17 protein-coding genes are annotated in these 17,154 nt (G+C 62.7%); all 17 read left to right on the forward strand.

Annotated elements, in window-relative coordinates; all coding sequences use genetic code 11:
- The first annotated feature begins 9 nt into the window (after positions 1-9).
- Complete coding sequence (locus tag AC3FKH_RS25430) at positions 10-858, forward strand: N-formylglutamate amidohydrolase (RefSeq protein ID WP_488678502.1); 849 nt, start codon at positions 10-12, stop codon at positions 856-858.
- Positions 859-1,100: 242 nt separating this feature from the next.
- Complete coding sequence (gene mnmG, locus AC3FKH_RS25435) at positions 1,101-3,041, forward strand: tRNA uridine-5-carboxymethylaminomethyl(34) synthesis enzyme MnmG (protein ID WP_488678503.1); 1,941 nt, start codon at positions 1,101-1,103, stop codon at positions 3,039-3,041.
- A 21-nt stretch (positions 3,042-3,062) separates the two neighbouring features.
- Positions 3,063-3,749, forward strand: a complete 687-nt coding sequence (gene rsmG / locus AC3FKH_RS25440; RefSeq protein WP_488678504.1) for a 16S rRNA (guanine(527)-N(7))-methyltransferase RsmG — start codon at positions 3,063-3,065, stop codon at positions 3,747-3,749.
- An 82-nt stretch (positions 3,750-3,831) separates the two neighbouring features.
- Positions 3,832-4,638 (forward strand): ParA family protein, encoded by an 807-nt coding sequence (locus tag AC3FKH_RS25445; RefSeq protein ID WP_483709843.1) that lies wholly within the window; start codon positions 3,832-3,834, stop codon positions 4,636-4,638.
- A gap of 2 nt (positions 4,639-4,640) precedes the next feature.
- Positions 4,641-5,543, forward strand: a complete 903-nt coding sequence (locus tag AC3FKH_RS25450) for a ParB/RepB/Spo0J family partition protein (RefSeq protein WP_488678505.1) — start codon at positions 4,641-4,643, stop codon at positions 5,541-5,543.
- A gap of 321 nt (positions 5,544-5,864) precedes the next feature.
- Positions 5,865-6,368: an ATP synthase subunit I gene (locus tag AC3FKH_RS25455; RefSeq protein ID WP_488678506.1), complete on the forward strand. Its 504-nt coding sequence runs from the start codon at positions 5,865-5,867 to the stop codon at positions 6,366-6,368.
- A 242-nt stretch (positions 6,369-6,610) separates the two neighbouring features.
- Positions 6,611-7,477 carry a F0F1 ATP synthase subunit A gene (gene atpB / locus AC3FKH_RS25460; protein WP_488678507.1) on the forward strand — a complete coding sequence of 289 codons (867 nt, stop codon included), beginning with the start codon at positions 6,611-6,613 and terminating at the stop codon, positions 7,475-7,477.
- A 71-nt stretch (positions 7,478-7,548) separates the two neighbouring features.
- On the forward strand, positions 7,549-7,815 hold the full coding sequence (atpE, locus tag AC3FKH_RS25465) for a F0F1 ATP synthase subunit C (protein ID WP_011299478.1): 267 nt from the start codon (positions 7,549-7,551) through the stop codon (positions 7,813-7,815).
- Positions 7,816-7,915: 100 nt separating this feature from the next.
- Positions 7,916-8,386, forward strand: coding sequence for a F0F1 ATP synthase subunit B (locus tag AC3FKH_RS25470; protein WP_483709837.1), 471 nt, complete (start codon positions 7,916-7,918; stop codon positions 8,384-8,386).
- A gap of 2 nt (positions 8,387-8,388) precedes the next feature.
- Complete coding sequence (locus AC3FKH_RS25475) at positions 8,389-8,928, forward strand: F0F1 ATP synthase subunit delta (RefSeq protein WP_488678508.1); 540 nt, start codon at positions 8,389-8,391, stop codon at positions 8,926-8,928.
- Positions 8,929-8,966: 38 nt separating this feature from the next.
- A complete protein-coding gene (gene atpA / locus AC3FKH_RS25480) occupies positions 8,967-10,508 on the forward strand; it encodes a F0F1 ATP synthase subunit alpha (protein WP_488678509.1) in 1,542 nt (513 codons plus the stop codon).
- Positions 10,509-10,582: 74 nt separating this feature from the next.
- Entirely contained in the window at positions 10,583-11,458 is an 876-nt protein-coding gene (gene atpG, locus AC3FKH_RS25485) for a F0F1 ATP synthase subunit gamma (protein ID WP_114131724.1), read from the forward strand.
- Between the two features lie 33 nt (positions 11,459-11,491).
- Positions 11,492-12,895 (forward strand): F0F1 ATP synthase subunit beta, encoded by a 1,404-nt coding sequence (atpD, locus tag AC3FKH_RS25490; protein WP_488678510.1) that lies wholly within the window; start codon positions 11,492-11,494, stop codon positions 12,893-12,895.
- Positions 12,896-12,994: 99 nt separating this feature from the next.
- A complete protein-coding gene (locus tag AC3FKH_RS25495) occupies positions 12,995-13,411 on the forward strand; it encodes a F0F1 ATP synthase subunit epsilon (protein ID WP_483709831.1) in 417 nt (138 codons plus the stop codon).
- A 673-nt stretch (positions 13,412-14,084) separates the two neighbouring features.
- A complete protein-coding gene (locus tag AC3FKH_RS25500; RefSeq protein WP_488678511.1) occupies positions 14,085-14,525 on the forward strand; it encodes a CoA-binding protein in 441 nt (146 codons plus the stop codon).
- 38 nt (positions 14,526-14,563) lie between these two features.
- Positions 14,564-15,520 (forward strand): alpha/beta hydrolase, encoded by a 957-nt coding sequence (locus AC3FKH_RS25505; RefSeq protein WP_488678512.1) that lies wholly within the window; start codon positions 14,564-14,566, stop codon positions 15,518-15,520.
- 75 nt (positions 15,521-15,595) lie between these two features.
- Positions 15,596-16,693, forward strand: a complete 1,098-nt coding sequence (gene hemE, locus AC3FKH_RS25510; protein ID WP_488678513.1) for a uroporphyrinogen decarboxylase — start codon at positions 15,596-15,598, stop codon at positions 16,691-16,693.
- Positions 16,694-17,154 lie beyond the last annotated feature (461 nt).

Raw genomic sequence — 17,154 nt, forward strand, 5'->3', positions numbered from 1 at the left:
GTCAAAGCCATGGCCGGTGCGCCGTTTACGCTGGCGCTTCCCGAAGTGGATGCCTTGCCGCTGGTGTGCGATTCGCCGCATAGCGGCACGGTGTATCCGACGGACTTCGGCGCCGCGGTGCCGGCCGAGCGCTTGCGCGGCGGCGAAGATACACACATCGATGCACTATGGGACAGCGTGCCCGGCGTCGGCGGCACGCTGCTCGCAGCAACCTTTCCCCGCGTCTACATCGATCCGAACCGGATGCTGGACGACATCGATCCGGAGCTGCTGGATGGCCCCTGGCCTACGCCGCTGGCGCCGGGGGAGAAGACCCGGCTGGGATTCGGGCTGATCTGGCGAAACATGGATGCGGCCACGCCGATCTATGACCGCAAGCTGTCCGTCGCCGAAGTGCAGGCGCGTATCGATGGCTATTACCGGCCATACCATACGGCGCTTTCCGCGGCAGTAGAGGACGCCTACCGGCGCTTCGGTGCGGTCTGGCACCTGAACCTGCACTCCATGCCGAACAACGCCTATGAGCGGCTCCGGATCCAGAGTCCGCACCCGTTGGCGGATTTCGTGCTCGGGGATCGGGACGGCAGCACGTGCGAGCCGGGGCTGGTGGATCTGGTGGAGGCGGAATTGCGGGAGATGGGGTACACCGTCGCGCGCAATGACCCGTACAAGGGCGTGCAGCTGATCGCCCAGATCGGGCGCCCCGCTGAACGGCGTAATAGCCTCCAGATCGAGATCCGGCGTCCGCTTTATATGGATGAGCGGACCCGGGAGCGGAACGAGGGATTTGGTACGCTGCAGCGGAATCTCGCTTCGCTGACGCAGCGGGTTGCTGCTTATGTGAGGCAGCAGGTTTGAGTGTGTTTCACGTGGAACACGTGGGCCGGACCAATTTGGGTTCGGCCCTTTTTGTTTGGAGGAGGGGAAATGGTCGGGCGCCAACCACAAGCCTTCGCCCACTGTGTTCCACGTGAAACACCCGTGTAATCTCCACACCATGTTTCACGTGAAACACTGTAACCCTCAAAAAGCCGTCAGGCGATTGCCGCTATAATTCGACATCCCGATTGTTCCCGTCAGCCTCCCGGAGGAGGTGTCCCATGCTTTACCCAAAAGAATTCGATGTCATCGTCGTCGGTGGTGGTCACGCCGGCACGGAAGCTGCCCTGGCAGCTGCCCGGATGGGCTGCCAGACCCTCCTGTTGACCCATAACATCGAAACGCTTGGGCAGATGAGCTGCAATCCGTCGATCGGCGGCATTGGCAAGGGGCATCTGGTCAAGGAAGTGGACGCAATGGGCGGCGCCATGGCTGCCGCGACGGACGAGTCGGGGATCCAGTTCCGCATTCTCAATTCCAGCAAAGGCCCGGCTGTGCGCGCGACGCGTGCGCAGGCCGACCGCGTGCTGTACCGCAAGGCGATCCGCACCCGGCTGGAGAACCAGCCGAACCTGATGCTGTTCCAGCAGGCCGTGGATGACCTGCTGGTGGAGGGGGATCGGGTGGTCGGCGCGGTAACGCAAGTTGGCATCGCTTTCCACGCCCGTGCGGTGGTGCTGACGGCTGGCACCTTCCTGGACGGCAAGATCCACGTTGGCCTGGATAACTACACGGGTGGCCGCGCGGGCGATCCCGCCTCGGTGTCGCTCTCGGCGCGGCTCAAGGAGCTTAAGCTGCCGCAGGGCCGCCTGAAGACCGGTACGCCGCCGCGTATCGATGGGCGGACCATCGACTTTTCGGTGATGGAGGAGCAGCCGGGCGATCTTGACCCGGTGCCGGTGTTCTCGTTCCTTGGCCGCCCGGAGCACCACCCGCAGCAACTCCCGTGCTGGATCAGCCATACCAACAGCCGTACCCACGACATCATCCGTGGTGGGCTCGACCGCTCGCCGATGTACACCGGCGTGATCGAAGGGGTAGGGCCGCGTTACTGCCCGAGCATCGAGGACAAGATCCATCGGTTTGCCAGCAAGGACAGCCACCAGATCTTTCTGGAACCGGAAGGGCTGACCACCAACGAGTTCTACCCGAACGGCATCTCCACGAGCCTGCCATTCGACGTACAGCTGGAGTTGGTGCATTCGATCCGTGGCCTGGAGAATGCGCACATCATGCGTCCCGGCTATGCCATCGAATACGACTACTTCGATCCGCGTGCGCTCAAAGCTTCGCTGGAAAGCAAGGCGATCGGAGGGCTGTTCTTTGCCGGCCAGATCAATGGGACGACCGGCTATGAAGAGGCTGCCGCGCAGGGCCTGCTCGCCGGCATCAACGCCGGCTGCTACGTGCGCGAGCGCGATGCCTGGACGCCGCGCCGCGACCAAGCCTACCTTGGGGTGCTCGTCGATGACCTGATCACGCGCGGCGTGACCGAGCCTTACCGGATGTTTACCAGCCGTGCCGAATTCCGCCTGAGCCTGCGTGAAGACAACGCCGATATGCGCCTGACCGAGGTCGGCCGCGAACTCGGCGTGGTCGATGACGTCCGCTGGGACGCGTTCAATCGCAAGCGCGATGCTGTTTCACGTGAAACAGAGCGACTGAAGAGCACGTGGGTCAATCCAACCATCCTCCCGGCGGAAGAAGCCGTGCCACTGCTGGGCAAGCCCATCGAGCGCGAGTACAGCCTGGCCGATCTGCTGCGCCGCCCGGAAGTCCGCTACGACGGCCTGATGGCCCTGCAGGGCGGTCGCCACGCACCCGAGGCGCCGCTCGACGAGGATCCGCTGCTGGTGGACCAGATCCGCGAACAGATCGAGATTGGCATCAAGTACCACGGCTATATCACCCGCCAGGCGGCGGAAGTGGACAAGCTCGAAGCCAATGAGTCGACACGTTTGCCGGAGGGGCTCGACTACACCGAAGTGCGCGGACTGGGCTTCGAGGTCAGCCAGAAGCTGAACCAGCACCGGCCCGAAACGCTGGGGCAGGCCTCGCGTATTTCGGGTGTGACCCCGGCAGCCATCTCGCTGCTGTTGGTACACCTGAAGAAGAAGGGGCTGGGGCGTACCCGTTCCAGCAACTCGCAAGAGGCAGCCTGAGTGGCGGGCCAACGACACACCGTGATCGACGACGCGGCCCAGCGTCGTCGCCTGGAGGCCGGCTTGAACGAGATCGGCCTGGACCTGCCGCCGGATCGCATCGAGACGCTGTTCGCCTACCTCGCCCTGCTGCGCAAGTGGAACGGCGTCTACAACCTCACCGCGATCCGCCATCCCGATGAAATGCTGACGCATCATCTGCTGGATTCGCTCGCGGCTATCCCGGCGCTGGCGGATGCCGCACGCGCGCCGGCGGTAGCAGGGGCTGCGCGGGGCAGGGTGCTCGACGTGGGTTCGGGCGGCGGCATGCCTGGCCTGCCGCTGGCGATTTCCTGCCCGGATGTCTCGGTGCTGATGGTCGACATCGTGCAGAAGAAAACCGCCTTCCTGACACAATGCCGCGCCCAGCTGAGCCTGCCGAATGCGGCGGCACACTGGGGCCCGGTCGAGAAGCTGGAAGATGCGGATAAATTTGCGGTGATTACATCACGCGCATTCGCCGAGCTGACGGACTTTGTCACCCTGTCCGGCCATCTGCTGGCGCCGGAAGGCCGGATGATCGCGATGAAGGGCGTGTATCCACAGGCTGAACTGGACCGCATGGAAGCGGCTGGCCTGATGGCGGCGTGGCAGGTGGAGGAAGTGCGAAGACTGGCAGTGCCCGGGCTGGATGCCGAGCGCCACCTGGTGCTGTTGTCGCGCAAATGATATTGACGGCGTTCGCGCCGCGAACCGGACGGGCCAGCGGGCGCGGACGGATGAAGAATTCAATCGGGAACCTCAGAAGCATATGGCCAAGGTATTCGTGATCGCGAACCAGAAGGGCGGGGTGGGCAAGACCACCACGACGGTGAACCTTGCCGCGGGACTGGCTGCGCAGGGCCAGCGCGTGCTGCTGGTCGACCTGGATCCGCAGGGCAATGCCTCGATGGGCTCGGGCATCGACAAGCAGTCGCTGGAACACAGCGTGTACCAGGTGTTGGTCGGACTGGCTTCCGTAGCGCAGGCGCGCCAGCGTTCGGAAACCGGCAAGTACGACGTGCTGCCGGCCAATCGCGAGCTGGCCGGCGCGGAAGTCGAACTTGTCGAGCTGGACCAGCGCGAGCGCCGGCTCAAGCAGGCCATTGCCGAGGTCGACGATGAATATGACTTCGTGCTGATCGACTGCCCGCCGTCGTTGTCGCTGCTGACGCTGAACGGCCTGTGCGCGGCGCATGGGGTCATCGTGCCGATGCAGTGCGAGTACTTCGCGCTCGAAGGCTTGTCCGACCTGGTCAACACCATCAAGCAGGTGCATGCGAACCTGAACCGGGAGCTGAAGGTGATTGGCCTGCTGCGCGTCATGTTCGATCCGCGCGTGACGCTGCAGCAGCAAGTGTCGGCACAGCTGGAATCGCATTTTGGCGACAAGGTCTTCAAGACCCTGATCCCGCGCAATGTACGCCTGGCCGAAGCGCCGTCTTATGGCATGCCGGGCGTTGCCTTCGACCCGTCGTCGAAGGGTGCCAAGGCTTATCTCGACTTCGGCGCCGAGATGATCGCCCGTGTCAGGCAGCTGTCGGCGCCGGAAGCTGCCACCGCCATGCAAGGACAGTGACCATGAGCACCGTGAAGAAGAAGGGACTGGGCCGCGGCCTCGAAGCGCTGCTGGGAGGTCCGGCCGAGATCGTCGAGACCGCGAAGCAGGAGGGCGCGCCCTCCGTGCTGCGCCTGGACCAGCTTCAACCGGGCAAGTACCAGCCGCGCACGCGCATGGATGAGGGCGCATTGCAGGAGTTGGCTGCCAGCATCCGCGCGCAAGGGCTGATGCAGCCGATCCTGGTGCGACGCGTGGCCGAGCCGGATCGCTACGAGATTATTGCGGGCGAGCGCCGCTTCCGGGCGTCGCGCATCGCGGGACTCGACAAGGTGCCGGTGCTGGTGAAGGACGTCGCCGACGAAGCCGCCGCGGCGATGGCGCTGATCGAGAACATCCAGCGGGAAGATTTGAATCCGCTGGAAGAAGCGCAAGGCATCATGCGCTTGATCCGCGAATTCCGCTTTACGCATGAACAGGCAGCGGAGTCGGTAGGGCGCTCGCGCAGCGCGGTTTCCAATCTGCTGCGCCTGCTGAACCTGGCCGCGCCGGTACAGACCATGCTGATGGCGGGCGATCTCGACATGGGACACGCACGCGCGCTGCTGGCCGTCGATGGCGCGAACCAGATCACGCTGGCCAACCAGATCATCAACAAGCGGCTGTCGGTGCGCGAGACCGAGAAGCTGGTGGCATCCACGCTCAAGCCGTTCGAACTGAAGTCGCTCAAGCACAAGACCGGCAACGGCATGCGCGATGTGGCGCGGCTTGAAGAGGAATTGTCTGATGCGCTGGGACTGGCGGTGCAGATCAAGCTCGGCGTGCGGGGCAAGGGCCAGCTCACCATTCACTTCACCAACAACGAAGCGCTGGATGGCGTGCTCGCGCGCCTGCGTGATGCAGACGAAAGCAAACGCGTAGCCTGAAAAGCTGCGCGATAAACGGCCAATTAAAGAGTCACTGTTGCATTCACGCAGCAGTTAACTATCCGATGTTCGGTCAATGCGCCGGACAGTCGTGAATCCTCCATCATGCGTCACGCGAGTTGCGCAATCCAATTACGTCAAGCGTCGTTGCTGCGCAATTTCAACGAAGCCATCATGCAATCGTGATAGCAACCGTTGTGCAGTTTGCCACTGCAAGCGAACTGTAAGCACATTGACGCGACTCAGTATTTCCCCTTAAAATTGCGCGGTTTGAATTCTGGTCGGGCCGAAAAGTTCCGGCCCGGATGAGGCAGGCAGGTAGTGGTAAGAGACCGACAGCAGCAAAACGATTCGCGTCAGGTAAACCCCCGCAGTGATGATTGGGATTTTGACGCAGAACGGGAAGAAGAAGCTGTCGATCCGCTGTCACACGACGACGCGGTAACGCTGTTCGGCGAACGCGCGTTGCGCCCCTCGCGCATGACACCCGGCAGGATCGTGCTGGCGCAGGTGATTGTGACCCTGCTGTCGGCATTGTGCTGGGCGCTGTTCGGCAAGCAGGCAGGGCCGTATGGCTGGTCTGCGTTGTTTGGTGGCGCCGTGTGTTTCATCCCGAGCGGGTTCTTTGCGTTGCGGCTGTGGATGTCGCGCGAGCGGGCCTCGGTCGGCGGGCTGGTGATGGGCGAGGCGATCAAGGTGTTCGCCACCGTCGCGCTGCTGGTGCTGGTGGTGGTGCTGTACCGCGATCTGCGCTGGGTGCCGCTGCTTGTCACGTTCCTGCTTGCGCTCAAGACGTATTGGGTGGTGGCGATGGCGCTTCGGTAAGCAGTAACAGCAGGCCAGCCGCACGAAGTGTGTGCTTCACGCAGAAGTGGGGCACCAAAACGGAATATCAAGATCCTCGGTGCAGGGTTTCATAGTGGTGAAACCCTGCACCGACAAAGTTTGACCCGCTTGCATGGCGGTGACCGGCCACGATGGCCGAAGGCAATGCAAGACGCGTACCGGCTGCCCGCCAATGCGAGGGTGCCGGCTCAACGATTTCGCAATATACCGTTCGTTTCGACATGTCAGAAGCTATCCAAGGCGCCGAACACGCGCTGACACCCTCCGGCTATATCGCCGAACACTTGCAGAACTTGAATTCGGTCGGCGGCAAGCAGGCGTCGGTGGTCGATTTCTCCGTGCTCAACTATGACACGGTGTTCTGGTCCGTGCTGTGCGGCGCCATCGCCGTGATCTTCCTGCTGATCGCCGCGCGTCGGGTTCACGCTGGCGTGCCGGGACGCTTCCAGGCCTTCGTCGAGATGATCGTCGAGATGGTCGATGACCAGGCCAAGGGCATCATTCACGGCGACCGTTCGTGGATTGCTCCGCTGGCGCTGATGGTGTTCTGCTGGATCACCATGATGAACGCGATCGACCTGATTCCGGTCGACTGGGTCACCGGCCTGAACAATTTCCTGGGCATTTTCCACATCCACCTTCCGCACCACCGCGCAGTGGCCACGGCTGACCTGAACGGTACGCTGGGCATGTCGTGCTCGGTGCTGGTGCTGATGATCTATTACAGCTTCAAGATCAAGGGCACAGGCGGCTTCATGCACGAACTGTTCTCGGCCCCGTTCGGCGCCAAGTGGTACCTGGCTCCGTTCAACCTGATCCTGAACATCATCGAATTCCTGGCCAAGGCCGTGTCGCTGGGCATGCGGTTGTTCGGCAACATGTACGCCGGCGAACTGGTGTTCCTGCTGATCGCGCTGCTGGGTTCCATCTGGACGTTCAGTGCCGACCTGTCGGCGCTGGGCTTCGTCGGCCACGTCGTTGCCGGCACGGTCTGGGCGATCTTCCACATCCTGATCGTTCTGCTCCAGGCATTCATTTTCATGATGCTGACGCTGGTGTACATCGGCCAGGCTCACGATCACCACTGATCGGCAAAGATTTTAGGTTTTTGGTTTTTTGGTTTTTTGGTTCTAAGTCTCTCTAAATTAAAGGAGTCATCATGCAAGCATTTCTCGCCAACATCCAGGGTCTGACCGCCATCGGTATCGGCATCATCATCGGTCTGGGCGCTATCGGCGCCTGCCTGGGTATCGCCCTGATGGGTGGCAAGTACATCGAAGCGTGCGCACGTCAGCCTGAACTGATGAACCCGCTGCAAACCAAGATGTTCCTGCTGGCTGGCCTGATCGACGCGGCATTCCTGATCGGCGTGGGTGTTGCAATGCTGTTCGCCTTCGCCAACCCGCTGCTGGCTGTCATTCAGTAATTTCTTTTCGGTCTGCATGATGCTGACGGGCGGCGCAGGCCATCAGCCTCGCCGCCTTTTGTGCATTTATCTGTAGTTTGATTACCGAAAGGAACACACCATGAATCTGAACGCAACGTTTTTTGCGCAGATGGTCGTGTTCTTCATCCTGTGGTGGGTTGTTGCCAAATTCATTTGGCCGCCGCTGGTGAAGGCGCTCGACGAACGCGCAAAGAAGATCGCCGATGGCCTCGCCGCTGCCGAGAAGGGCAAGGCCGAGCTTGAACTCGCCAACAAGCGTGTGGACCAGGCTATGGCCGAAGCCCGCACCGAGGGTGCTCAACGCGTCGCTGACGCCGAGAAGCGCGCCCAGCTGACGGCGGACGAGATCAAGCAAAACGCCCAGGCGGAAGCCGCACGCATCATCGCCCAGGCCAAGGCCGAGGCAGAGCAGCAAGTGACCCGCGCACGTGAAGACCTGCGCGACCAGGTTGCCGTGCTGGCAGTCAAGGGTGCCGAGCAGATCCTCAAGCGCGAAGTGAACGCGCAGGTCCATACCGACCTGCTCAATCAACTCAAAGCTGAGCTCTAATCATGGCCGAAACCGCAACCATTGCCCGTCCCTACGCTGAGGCGCTGTTCCGCGTCGCCAGCGAAGCCGGCAATCTGGGTGCATGGTCCGAGCTGGTGTCGGAGATGGGGCATATCGCCGCCAACCCCGACATGAAGGCGCTCGCCGACGATCCGAACGTTCCCGGCGACAAGCTGGCCGAACTGTTCCTGTCGGTGGTGAAGTCCCCGGTGAATGACGAAGCACGACGCTTCGTCAAGCTGCTGGTGGACAACAACCGCCTGACGGTGATGCCGGAAATCGCCGAGCAGTTCCATGCGCTCAAGAACGCCCGCGAAGGCTCGTCGGACGTCGAGATCACCAGTGCATTCCCGCTGGATGGTCAACCACTGAACGACCTGATCGCTGCGCTCGAACGCAAGTTCGGCCGCAAGCTGCACGCAAAGGTGGCGGTAGACCCGTCCCTGATCGGCGGCGTGAGCGTCAAGGTCGGCGACGAAGTGCTCGACACCTCCGTGCGTGCGCGCCTGGCTGCCATGCAAACCGCGCTGACCGCCGTCTGATCGGCCGTCCGTCGGATTGAAGAATTAGGAGCATTGTGATGCAACTGAACCCCTCAGAAATCAGCGAGCTGATCAAGTCCCGCATCTCGGGTCTTGGCGCTGACGCTGAAGTGCGCAACACCGGCACGGTAATTTCCGTGACCGATGGTATCTGCCGCGTGCACGGCCTGTCTGGCGTGATGCAGGGCGAGATGCTGGAATTCCCGGGCAACACCTTCGGCCTCGCGCTGAACCTCGAGCGCGACTCGGTCGGCGCCGTGGTGCTGGGCGACTACGAACACATTTCGGAAGGCGATACGGTCAAGTGCACCGGCCGCATTCTGGAAGTGCCCGTTGGCAAGGAACTGCTGGGCCGCGTGGTCAACACGCTGGGCCAGCCGATCGATGGCAAGGGCCCGATCAACGCGAAGGAAACCGACGTGATCGAAAAGGTCGCGCCGGGCGTGATCGCGCGTCAGTCGGTGAGCCAGCCGGTGCAGACCGGCCTGAAGTCGATCGACGCGATGGTGCCGATCGGCCGTGGCCAGCGCGAGCTGATCATTGGCGACCGCCAGACCGGCAAGACCGCCGTGGCTGTCGACGCCATCATCAACCAGAAGGGCAAGGGCGTCTTCTGCGTGTACGTGGCAATCGGCCAGAAGGCTTCGACGATCGCCAACGTGGTGCGCAAGCTGGAAGAGCACGGCGCGATGGAATACACCGTCGTCGTGGCCGCCGCCGCTTCGGATTCGGCCGCCATGCAGTACCTGGCTGCCTACGCCGGTTGCACGATGGGCGAGTACTTCCGCGACCGCGGCGAAGACGCGCTGATCGTTTATGACGACCTGACCAAGCAAGCCTGGGCCTACCGCCAGGTGTCGCTGCTGCTGCGCCGTCCGCCGGGCCGCGAAGCCTACCCGGGCGACGTGTTCTACCTGCACTCGCGCCTGCTGGAGCGTGCCGCACGCGTGAACGAAGACTACGTCGAGAAGTTCACCAACGGCGCTGTCAAGGGCAAGACCGGTTCGCTGACCGCACTGCCGATCATCGAAACGCAGGCCGGCGACGTGTCCGCGTTCGTGCCGACCAACGTGATCTCGATTACCGACGGTCAGATCTTCCTGGAAACCGACCTGTTCAACGCCGGTGTCCGTCCCGCCATTAACGCCGGTATCTCGGTGTCGCGCGTGGGTGGTGCTGCACAGACCAAGGTGGTGAAGAACCTGTCCGGCGGTATCCGTACCGACCTGGCCCAGTACCGTGAACTGGCTGCGTTCGCGCAGTTCGCTTCGGACCTGGACGACGCCACCCGCAAGCAGCTGGAGCGCGGCCGCCGCGTGACCGAACTGCTGAAGCAGGCGCAATACCAGCCGCAGCAAGTGTGGCAACTGGCCGCTTCGCTGTTCGCCGCCAACAACGGCTTCCTCGACAACGTGGAAGTGAAGGACATTCTCGCGTTCGAGAAGGGCCTGCACGACCATCTGAAGACCAAGTACGCCGACCTCATCAACCGTATCGAAGACACCAAGGTGCTCTCGAAGGAAGATGAGCCCGCTCTGCGTGCCGCGATCGAGGATTTCAAGAAGTCCGCCGCGTTCTAACCGCGCAATTCTCCGATACCGCCGCCGCGCCTGGCTAACGCCGGCGCGGCGCTGGTTCGGACGGAGAGGAAGATATGGCCGGAACGAAAGAAATTCGAACCAAGATCAAGAGCGTGCAGAACACGCGCAAGATCACCAAGGCGATGGAGATGGTCGCCGCGTCCAAGATGCGCAAGGCGCAGGAACGGATGCGCAATGCCCGTCCCTATGCCGAGAAAGTGCGCAACATCGCGGCGCACCTGGCTTCGGCCAACCCCGAGTTCAAGCACCCGTTCATGCAGGAGCGCGAAGTCAAGCGCGTCGGCATGATCGTGGTCACGACCGACAAGGGGCTGTGCGGCGGTCTGAACACGAACGTGCTGCGCGCGGTGACCAACGAGCTGAAGAGCCTGCAAGGCCGCGGCGTGGATGTGCAAGCAACTGCCATCGGTGGCAAGGGCATGCAGTTCCTGAGCCGCATCGGCGCCAAGGTGGCCTCGAATGTGGTGCAGCTCGGCGACACCCCGCACCTGGAAAAGCTGATCGGCGCGATCAAGGTCCAGCTCGACGCATTCACCAATGGTGAAGTCGATGCGGTGTACATCGCGTACACCAAGTTCATCAATACGATGAAGCAGGAGCCGATGGTCGAGCAGCTGTTGCCGCTCGCCGCCGACAAGCTGTCGCAGACCGAAGAAGAGAAGCGCGCCTACTCGTGGGACTACATCTACGAACCTGACGCGCAGACCGTGGTGGAAGAGCTGTTGGTCCGCTACGTGGAAGCGCTGGTGTACCAGGCCGTGGCCGAGAACATGGCGTCCGAGCAATCGGCGCGCATGGTGGCCATGAAGGCGGCATCCGACAATGCCAAGAACGTGATCGGCGAACTGCAGCTGGACTACAACAAGACCCGGCAGGCAGCGATCACCAAGGAATTGTCAGAGATCGTCAGCGGTGCAGCAGCGGTCTGAGGCGTCAAGAATTCAAGCTATCGGAGATACGAAATGAGTATCGGAAATATTGTGCAGTGCATTGGCGCCGTGGTGGACATCGAGTTCCCGCGCGACGCAATGCCGAAGGTGTACGACGCGCTGGTGCTGGAAGACAGCGGCGAAACGTCGTTCGCCGAGAAGGGCCTGACGTTCGAAGTCCAGCAGCAGCTGGGTGACGGCGTGGTGCGTACCATTGCGCTCGGTTCGTCGGACGGCCTGCGCCGCGGCATGCCGGTGAAGAACACCGGCGCGCCGATCTCGGTGCCGGTGGGTCAGGGCACCCTGGGCCGCATCATGGACGTGCTGGGTCGCCCCATCGACGAAGCTGGCCCGATCGATTCGAACGAGCGCCGCGCGATTCACCAGAAGGCACCGAAGTTCGACGAGCTGTCGCCTTCGACCGACCTGCTGGAAACCGGCATCAAGGTGATCGACCTGATCTGCCCGTTCGCAAAGGGCGGCAAGGTTGGCCTGTTCGGTGGTGCTGGCGTGGGCAAGACCGTCAACATGATGGAGCTCATCAACAATATCGCCAAGCAGCACAGCGGTCTGTCGGTGTTCGCCGGCGTGGGCGAGCGTACCCGTGAAGGGAACGACTTCTACCACGAAATGAAGGACTCGAACGTTCTCGACAAGGTGGCCATGGTGTTCGGCCAGATGAACGAGCCGCCGGGCAACCGTCTGCGCGTGGCACTTTCCGGCCTGACCATGGCCGAGAAGTTCCGCGACGAAGGCCGTGACATCCTGTTCTTCGTCGACAACATCTACCGCTACACGCTGGCCGGTACCGAAGTGTCGGCACTGCTGGGCCGTATGCCTTCCGCCGTGGGCTACCAGCCGACGCTGGCTGAAGAAATGGGCAAGCTGCAGGAGCGTATTACGTCGACCAAGACTGGCTCGATCACGTCGATCCAGGCCGTGTACGTGCCTGCGGATGACTTGACCGACCCGTCGCCGGCTACCACCTTCCTGCACCTGGACTCGACCCTGGTGCTGTCGCGTGACATCGCCGCTCTGGGTATCTACCCCGCAGTGGATCCGCTTGACTCGACCTCGCGCCAGATGGACCCGCAAGTGGTTGGTCAGGAGCACTACGCCGTCGCGCGTGCCGTGCAGCAGACGCTGCAGCGTTACAAGGAACTGCGCGACATCATCGCGATTCTGGGCATGGACGAACTGTCGCCGGAAGACAAGATGGCCGTGAACCGCGCGCGTAAGATCCAGCGTTTCCTGTCGCAGCCGTTCCACGTGGCCGAAGTGTTCACGGGTTCGCCGGGCAAGTACGTGCCGCTGAAGGAAACCATCCGTGGTTTCAAGATGCTGGTGGATGGCGAGTGCGACCACCTGCCCGAGCAGGCGTTCTACATGGTCGGCTCGATCGACGAAGCCTTCGAGAAGGCCAAGAAGCTCCAGTAAGCCTCGCTTTGACGCTCCCGCGCTCCGGCGCGGGAGTGGCGGCATGCGGCTTCGCGCCGCGTGCTGTCAGAAGTGAAGCGAACGGACAAAGGAATTCATATGGCAACCATTCTTGTAGACGTCGTCAGCGCGGAAGCGTCGATCTTCTCCGGTCAGGCGAAGTTCGTGGCGCTGCCGGGCGAGTCGGGTGAGCTGGGCATTCTGCCGGGCCACACGCCGCTGATTACGCGCATCCAGCCGGGCGCCGTGCGCATTGAGAAGGAAGACGGCAGCGAAGAGTTCGTGTTCGTGGCCGGCGGCATTCTCGAAGTGCAGCCGAAGCATGTCACCGTGCTGGCCGATACCGCCATCCGCGGTACCGACCTGGACGAAGCCAAGGCGCAGGAAGCCAAGCGTGCCGCCGAAGAGCTGATGCAGAACCAGAGCAGCGATCTGGACATTGCACGCGCTCAGAGCGAACTCGCCATGGCCGCCGCGCAGCTGGCTGCCATCGCCCGTCTGCGTCGTAAGAAGTAAGCAACAAGCAGTACCTGGCGCACTGTTGTTTTTTCGGTGCGACAGCCAAAAAAAGGCAGCCACGCGGCTGCCTTTTTTATTGGGCTGGAGATATGCTTGGTCCGTTCTGGACAAAAAAAAGCGCGCGGGCCGGGGAGGCTCCGCGCGGACGGGAAAATCCCTTCGAGGGGTCAATTCGAAGGAACGGGTTCGGTCCAGAACTACCAAGCTAAGGCGCAGCGAATCACGTTCGCAAAATCGGCCAACAAGGCCACGCGCCATCGGGTCTTCCTGGTATCCGGCCAGCAGGCATCGCCTGCTGGCTCGGAAAATCGGGGATCACTGCCAAAGGCTTTCTTCAGCGTCCCATGTTCTGACTTCTCGATTCTTGGTGGGACGCCACCAAACGTCGGTGTGTCAATGCATTGTGGGGGAAAGTCCCCGCAATGGCAGTAACAAAATGTATCCTTTTGCAAGAAGTTGAAAGCCTGGGCTGCATAAATGGCGCGCAATGGGCACATTGACAAGCTTTTGCCTCACTTTTTCGTAAGCCAAGTGTCTGTCTGTCGTCTTTTTGCGCGGATCACCACGTGCGATAGCGAACCAAGGGACGTTTCCGGCGTTCCAGGTCGTTCGCGGTTACGATTGCTCCTGTTTTGAGCCCGGTGTTCGCCGCGGCAATACCACGGAGCCCATGATGACAGGTATGCAGGACGCGATTCGGAAGATGCTTGGCATGAAAACCGTTGCCATTGTCGGCTTGTCGGACCGTGCCGACCGCCCGAGCCATGAAGTCGCCGAATTCCTGCAGCAGCATGGTTTCCGCATCGTCCCGGTGAACCCGCGCCACGCGGGCGAGCGCATTCTGGGCGAGACTTGCCACGCGTCGCTCGAGGCCGCCGCTGCCGCGATCCATGCGCAAGGCGGCCGCATCGACTGGGTCGATATCTTCCGTCGTGCCGAAGATACCCCGCCGGTCGTCGCCGACGCCATTGCCATTGGCGCCCGCGGCGTCTGGCTGCAGCTCGGCATCGTGAACGACGATGCTGTCGCGCGTGCGCTGGCAGCGGGTCTGCTTGCGGTGCAGGACTGCTGCAGCAAGGTCGAGCTGGCGCGCCAGCTCGAGCTGTCCTGAGCCGCACTTCATTCCCCTGAATCCCTTCCGCCCCACCGATGGCCATCGATCCGCAACTCCTCGCCTATTACCGCCGCCAGACCGAGCAGTACGCCGGCCTGCCCGTACCCGTTGATGCGCCCGCGCGGCGCGTGCGCTTCGACGAAGTGGCGGCTTCGTCGATGGTGCCGGATCCCGACGGTGTCACCTCGACGGCCATCGAGCTGCCGTTGGACGGCCGCACACTCACGGCGTGCTTGTTCAGGCCGGCGGGCACTGGTGCCGCTCGGCTGATCGTCTATTTCCACGGCGGAGGCTGGGTGATCGGCTCACACCAGACGCACCGCACCATTGCCGCGATGCTTGCCGCCGATACTGGCTGTGCGGTCGCCAGCGTGGACTACCGGCTCGCGCCCGAGCACCCGTTCCCGGCGCCATGCGATGACGCGGTGCAGGCAGTGCAGTGGTTTGCCGCGCAACGGGCATCATTGGGCTTCGACACGGGCTTCCTGGCCGTGGCCGGAGACAGCGCCGGCGGGCATCTGGCGGCGCTCGCGGCGCAGCAGGTCAATGCCGAAGCCGGACGGCAGGTCGTGGCGGCGCAATTGCTGATCTACCCGGTCACCGCGCCAGTGCTCAGCACCGAAAGCTACCGCGCCTTTGCCAATGGCCCCGGCCTGACGCGCGACGAAATGGCCTGGTACTGGACTCAGTTCATCGGTGCCGACGCGCTCGCGCAGGGCGCGCAGCATCCCGATCCGCGCATCCATCTGATGGCGCAGGCGCCCGCGATACAGCCGCCGGCCACGGCCCTGATCGTGGCGGCCAACGACGTGTTGCGCGATGGCGGCCTGGCCTATGCCGATTTCCTCGTCCGTCACGACGCCGCGGTGGTCACCATCGAAGCCAGCGGCATGACGCACGGTTTCGGGCGCCTGCAGTCTGAAGCGCCGCGTGCCCGCGAATGGATGCAGCGAGCCGCGCAAGCCTTTGCCAGCCTGTTCGACGAGGCATAGCGCCGCGGTGCTCCGGCACCGGTCGCAAAGTGCCGTTGCGCCGTGGCCATCCCTTAGAATGGCGGTCTTACGAGGATGACCATGACCGCACTGCAGAACGACACTTTCCTGCGCGCATTGCGCCGGCAGCCGACTGAATACACGCCGCTGTGGCTGATGCGCCAGGCGGGCCGCTACCTGCCCGAGTACAACGCCACGCGCGCGCGGGCCGGCAGTTTCCTGGGGCTGGCCAAGAATCCCGCCTACGCCACCGAGGTGACGCTGCAACCGCTGGACCGTTATCCGCTGGACGCGGCCATCCTGTTCTCCGACATCCTCACCGTCCCCGATGCGATGGGCCTTGGCCTGTCGTTCGCCCAGGGCGAGGGCCCGCGCTTTGCCCGGCCGCTGCGCACCGAAGCCGATGTCCAGAAGCTGGCGGTGCCCGATATGTCGTCGCTGCAGTACGTGTTCGACGCCGTGGCCGAGATTCGCCGAGCATTGGTCCAGGACGGCCGCCAGCGCGTGCCGCTGATCGGTTTCTCGGGAAGCCCCTGGACGCTCGCCTGTTACATGGTCGAAGGCGGTGGCTCGGACGACTTCCGCACGGTCAAGGCCATGATGTACGGTCGCCCGGACCTGATGCACCGCATCCTGGAAATCAACGCCCAGGCGGTCAGCCAGTACCTGAACGCCCAGATCGAGGCCGGTGCCCAGGCCGTGATGATCTTCGACACCTGGGGCGGCGCACTGGCCGATGGCATGTACCAGGCGTTCTCGCTGGCCTATATGCGCAAGGTGCTGGCCGGCCTGAAGCGCGAGCATGACGGGCAGCAGATCCCGGCCATCGTGTTCACCAAGGGTGGTGGCTTGTGGCTGGAAAGCCTTGCCGAGACCGGCGCCGATGCCATCGGCCTGGACTGGACTGTCAACCTGGCCGACGCCCGTCGCCGCACCGGCGGCCGCGTGGCGCTGCAAGGCAACATCGATCCCACGGTGCTGTTCGCGCCGGAGGCCGCCATCCGCGAGCAGGTGCGCGGCGTGCTGGACAGCTACGCCGCCGCGGGCGGCAGCGATGGGCACGTATTCAACCTGGGCCACGGCATTTCGCAGTTCACGCCGCCGGAAAGCGTGACCGTGCTGGTCGATGAAGTGCATCGCTACAGCAAGCAGCTGCGTGCGGCGCGCGGCTGACCACCGTTGCTCCAAAGGTCGGCGCCTGGCGTGCCGGCCCTTCTTTCCTCGCGGTGCAGCGATTTCAGTGCGATGGCTCGTCGGTGTCGCGAGAGGCGCGCCGCTGCTGCTGTCAAGTAAACAATTTCATCCAGATTCGCCAAAAAGATGCGACGGGTTGATTGTGGAGGCTTGACTTATGCACACCGATTGGTTTGCCGCAGTGCAAGAACGGGTTACTCCTTAACTCATCTGGGGGATGTTTGCAAGGTCTTGATTTTTAAGGCATTGGAAGTTTTTCAACGCCGATGCGCAGGCCAGTGATTCCCTTGTTTTTCGGGCTTTGGCGGCATCTTGGTGCGACTTTTCAACAAAGTTATCCACAGGGTCGATGGAATTAGTGGAAAAGCAGTCATCTATCATCGACTTAGGGCCACATTTGAAGTTTTACTTTAAGTTGATGTTGCGCCGCACACAGCGCC

This window comes from Cupriavidus sp. 21MJTG02-4 (assembly GCF_057798975.1).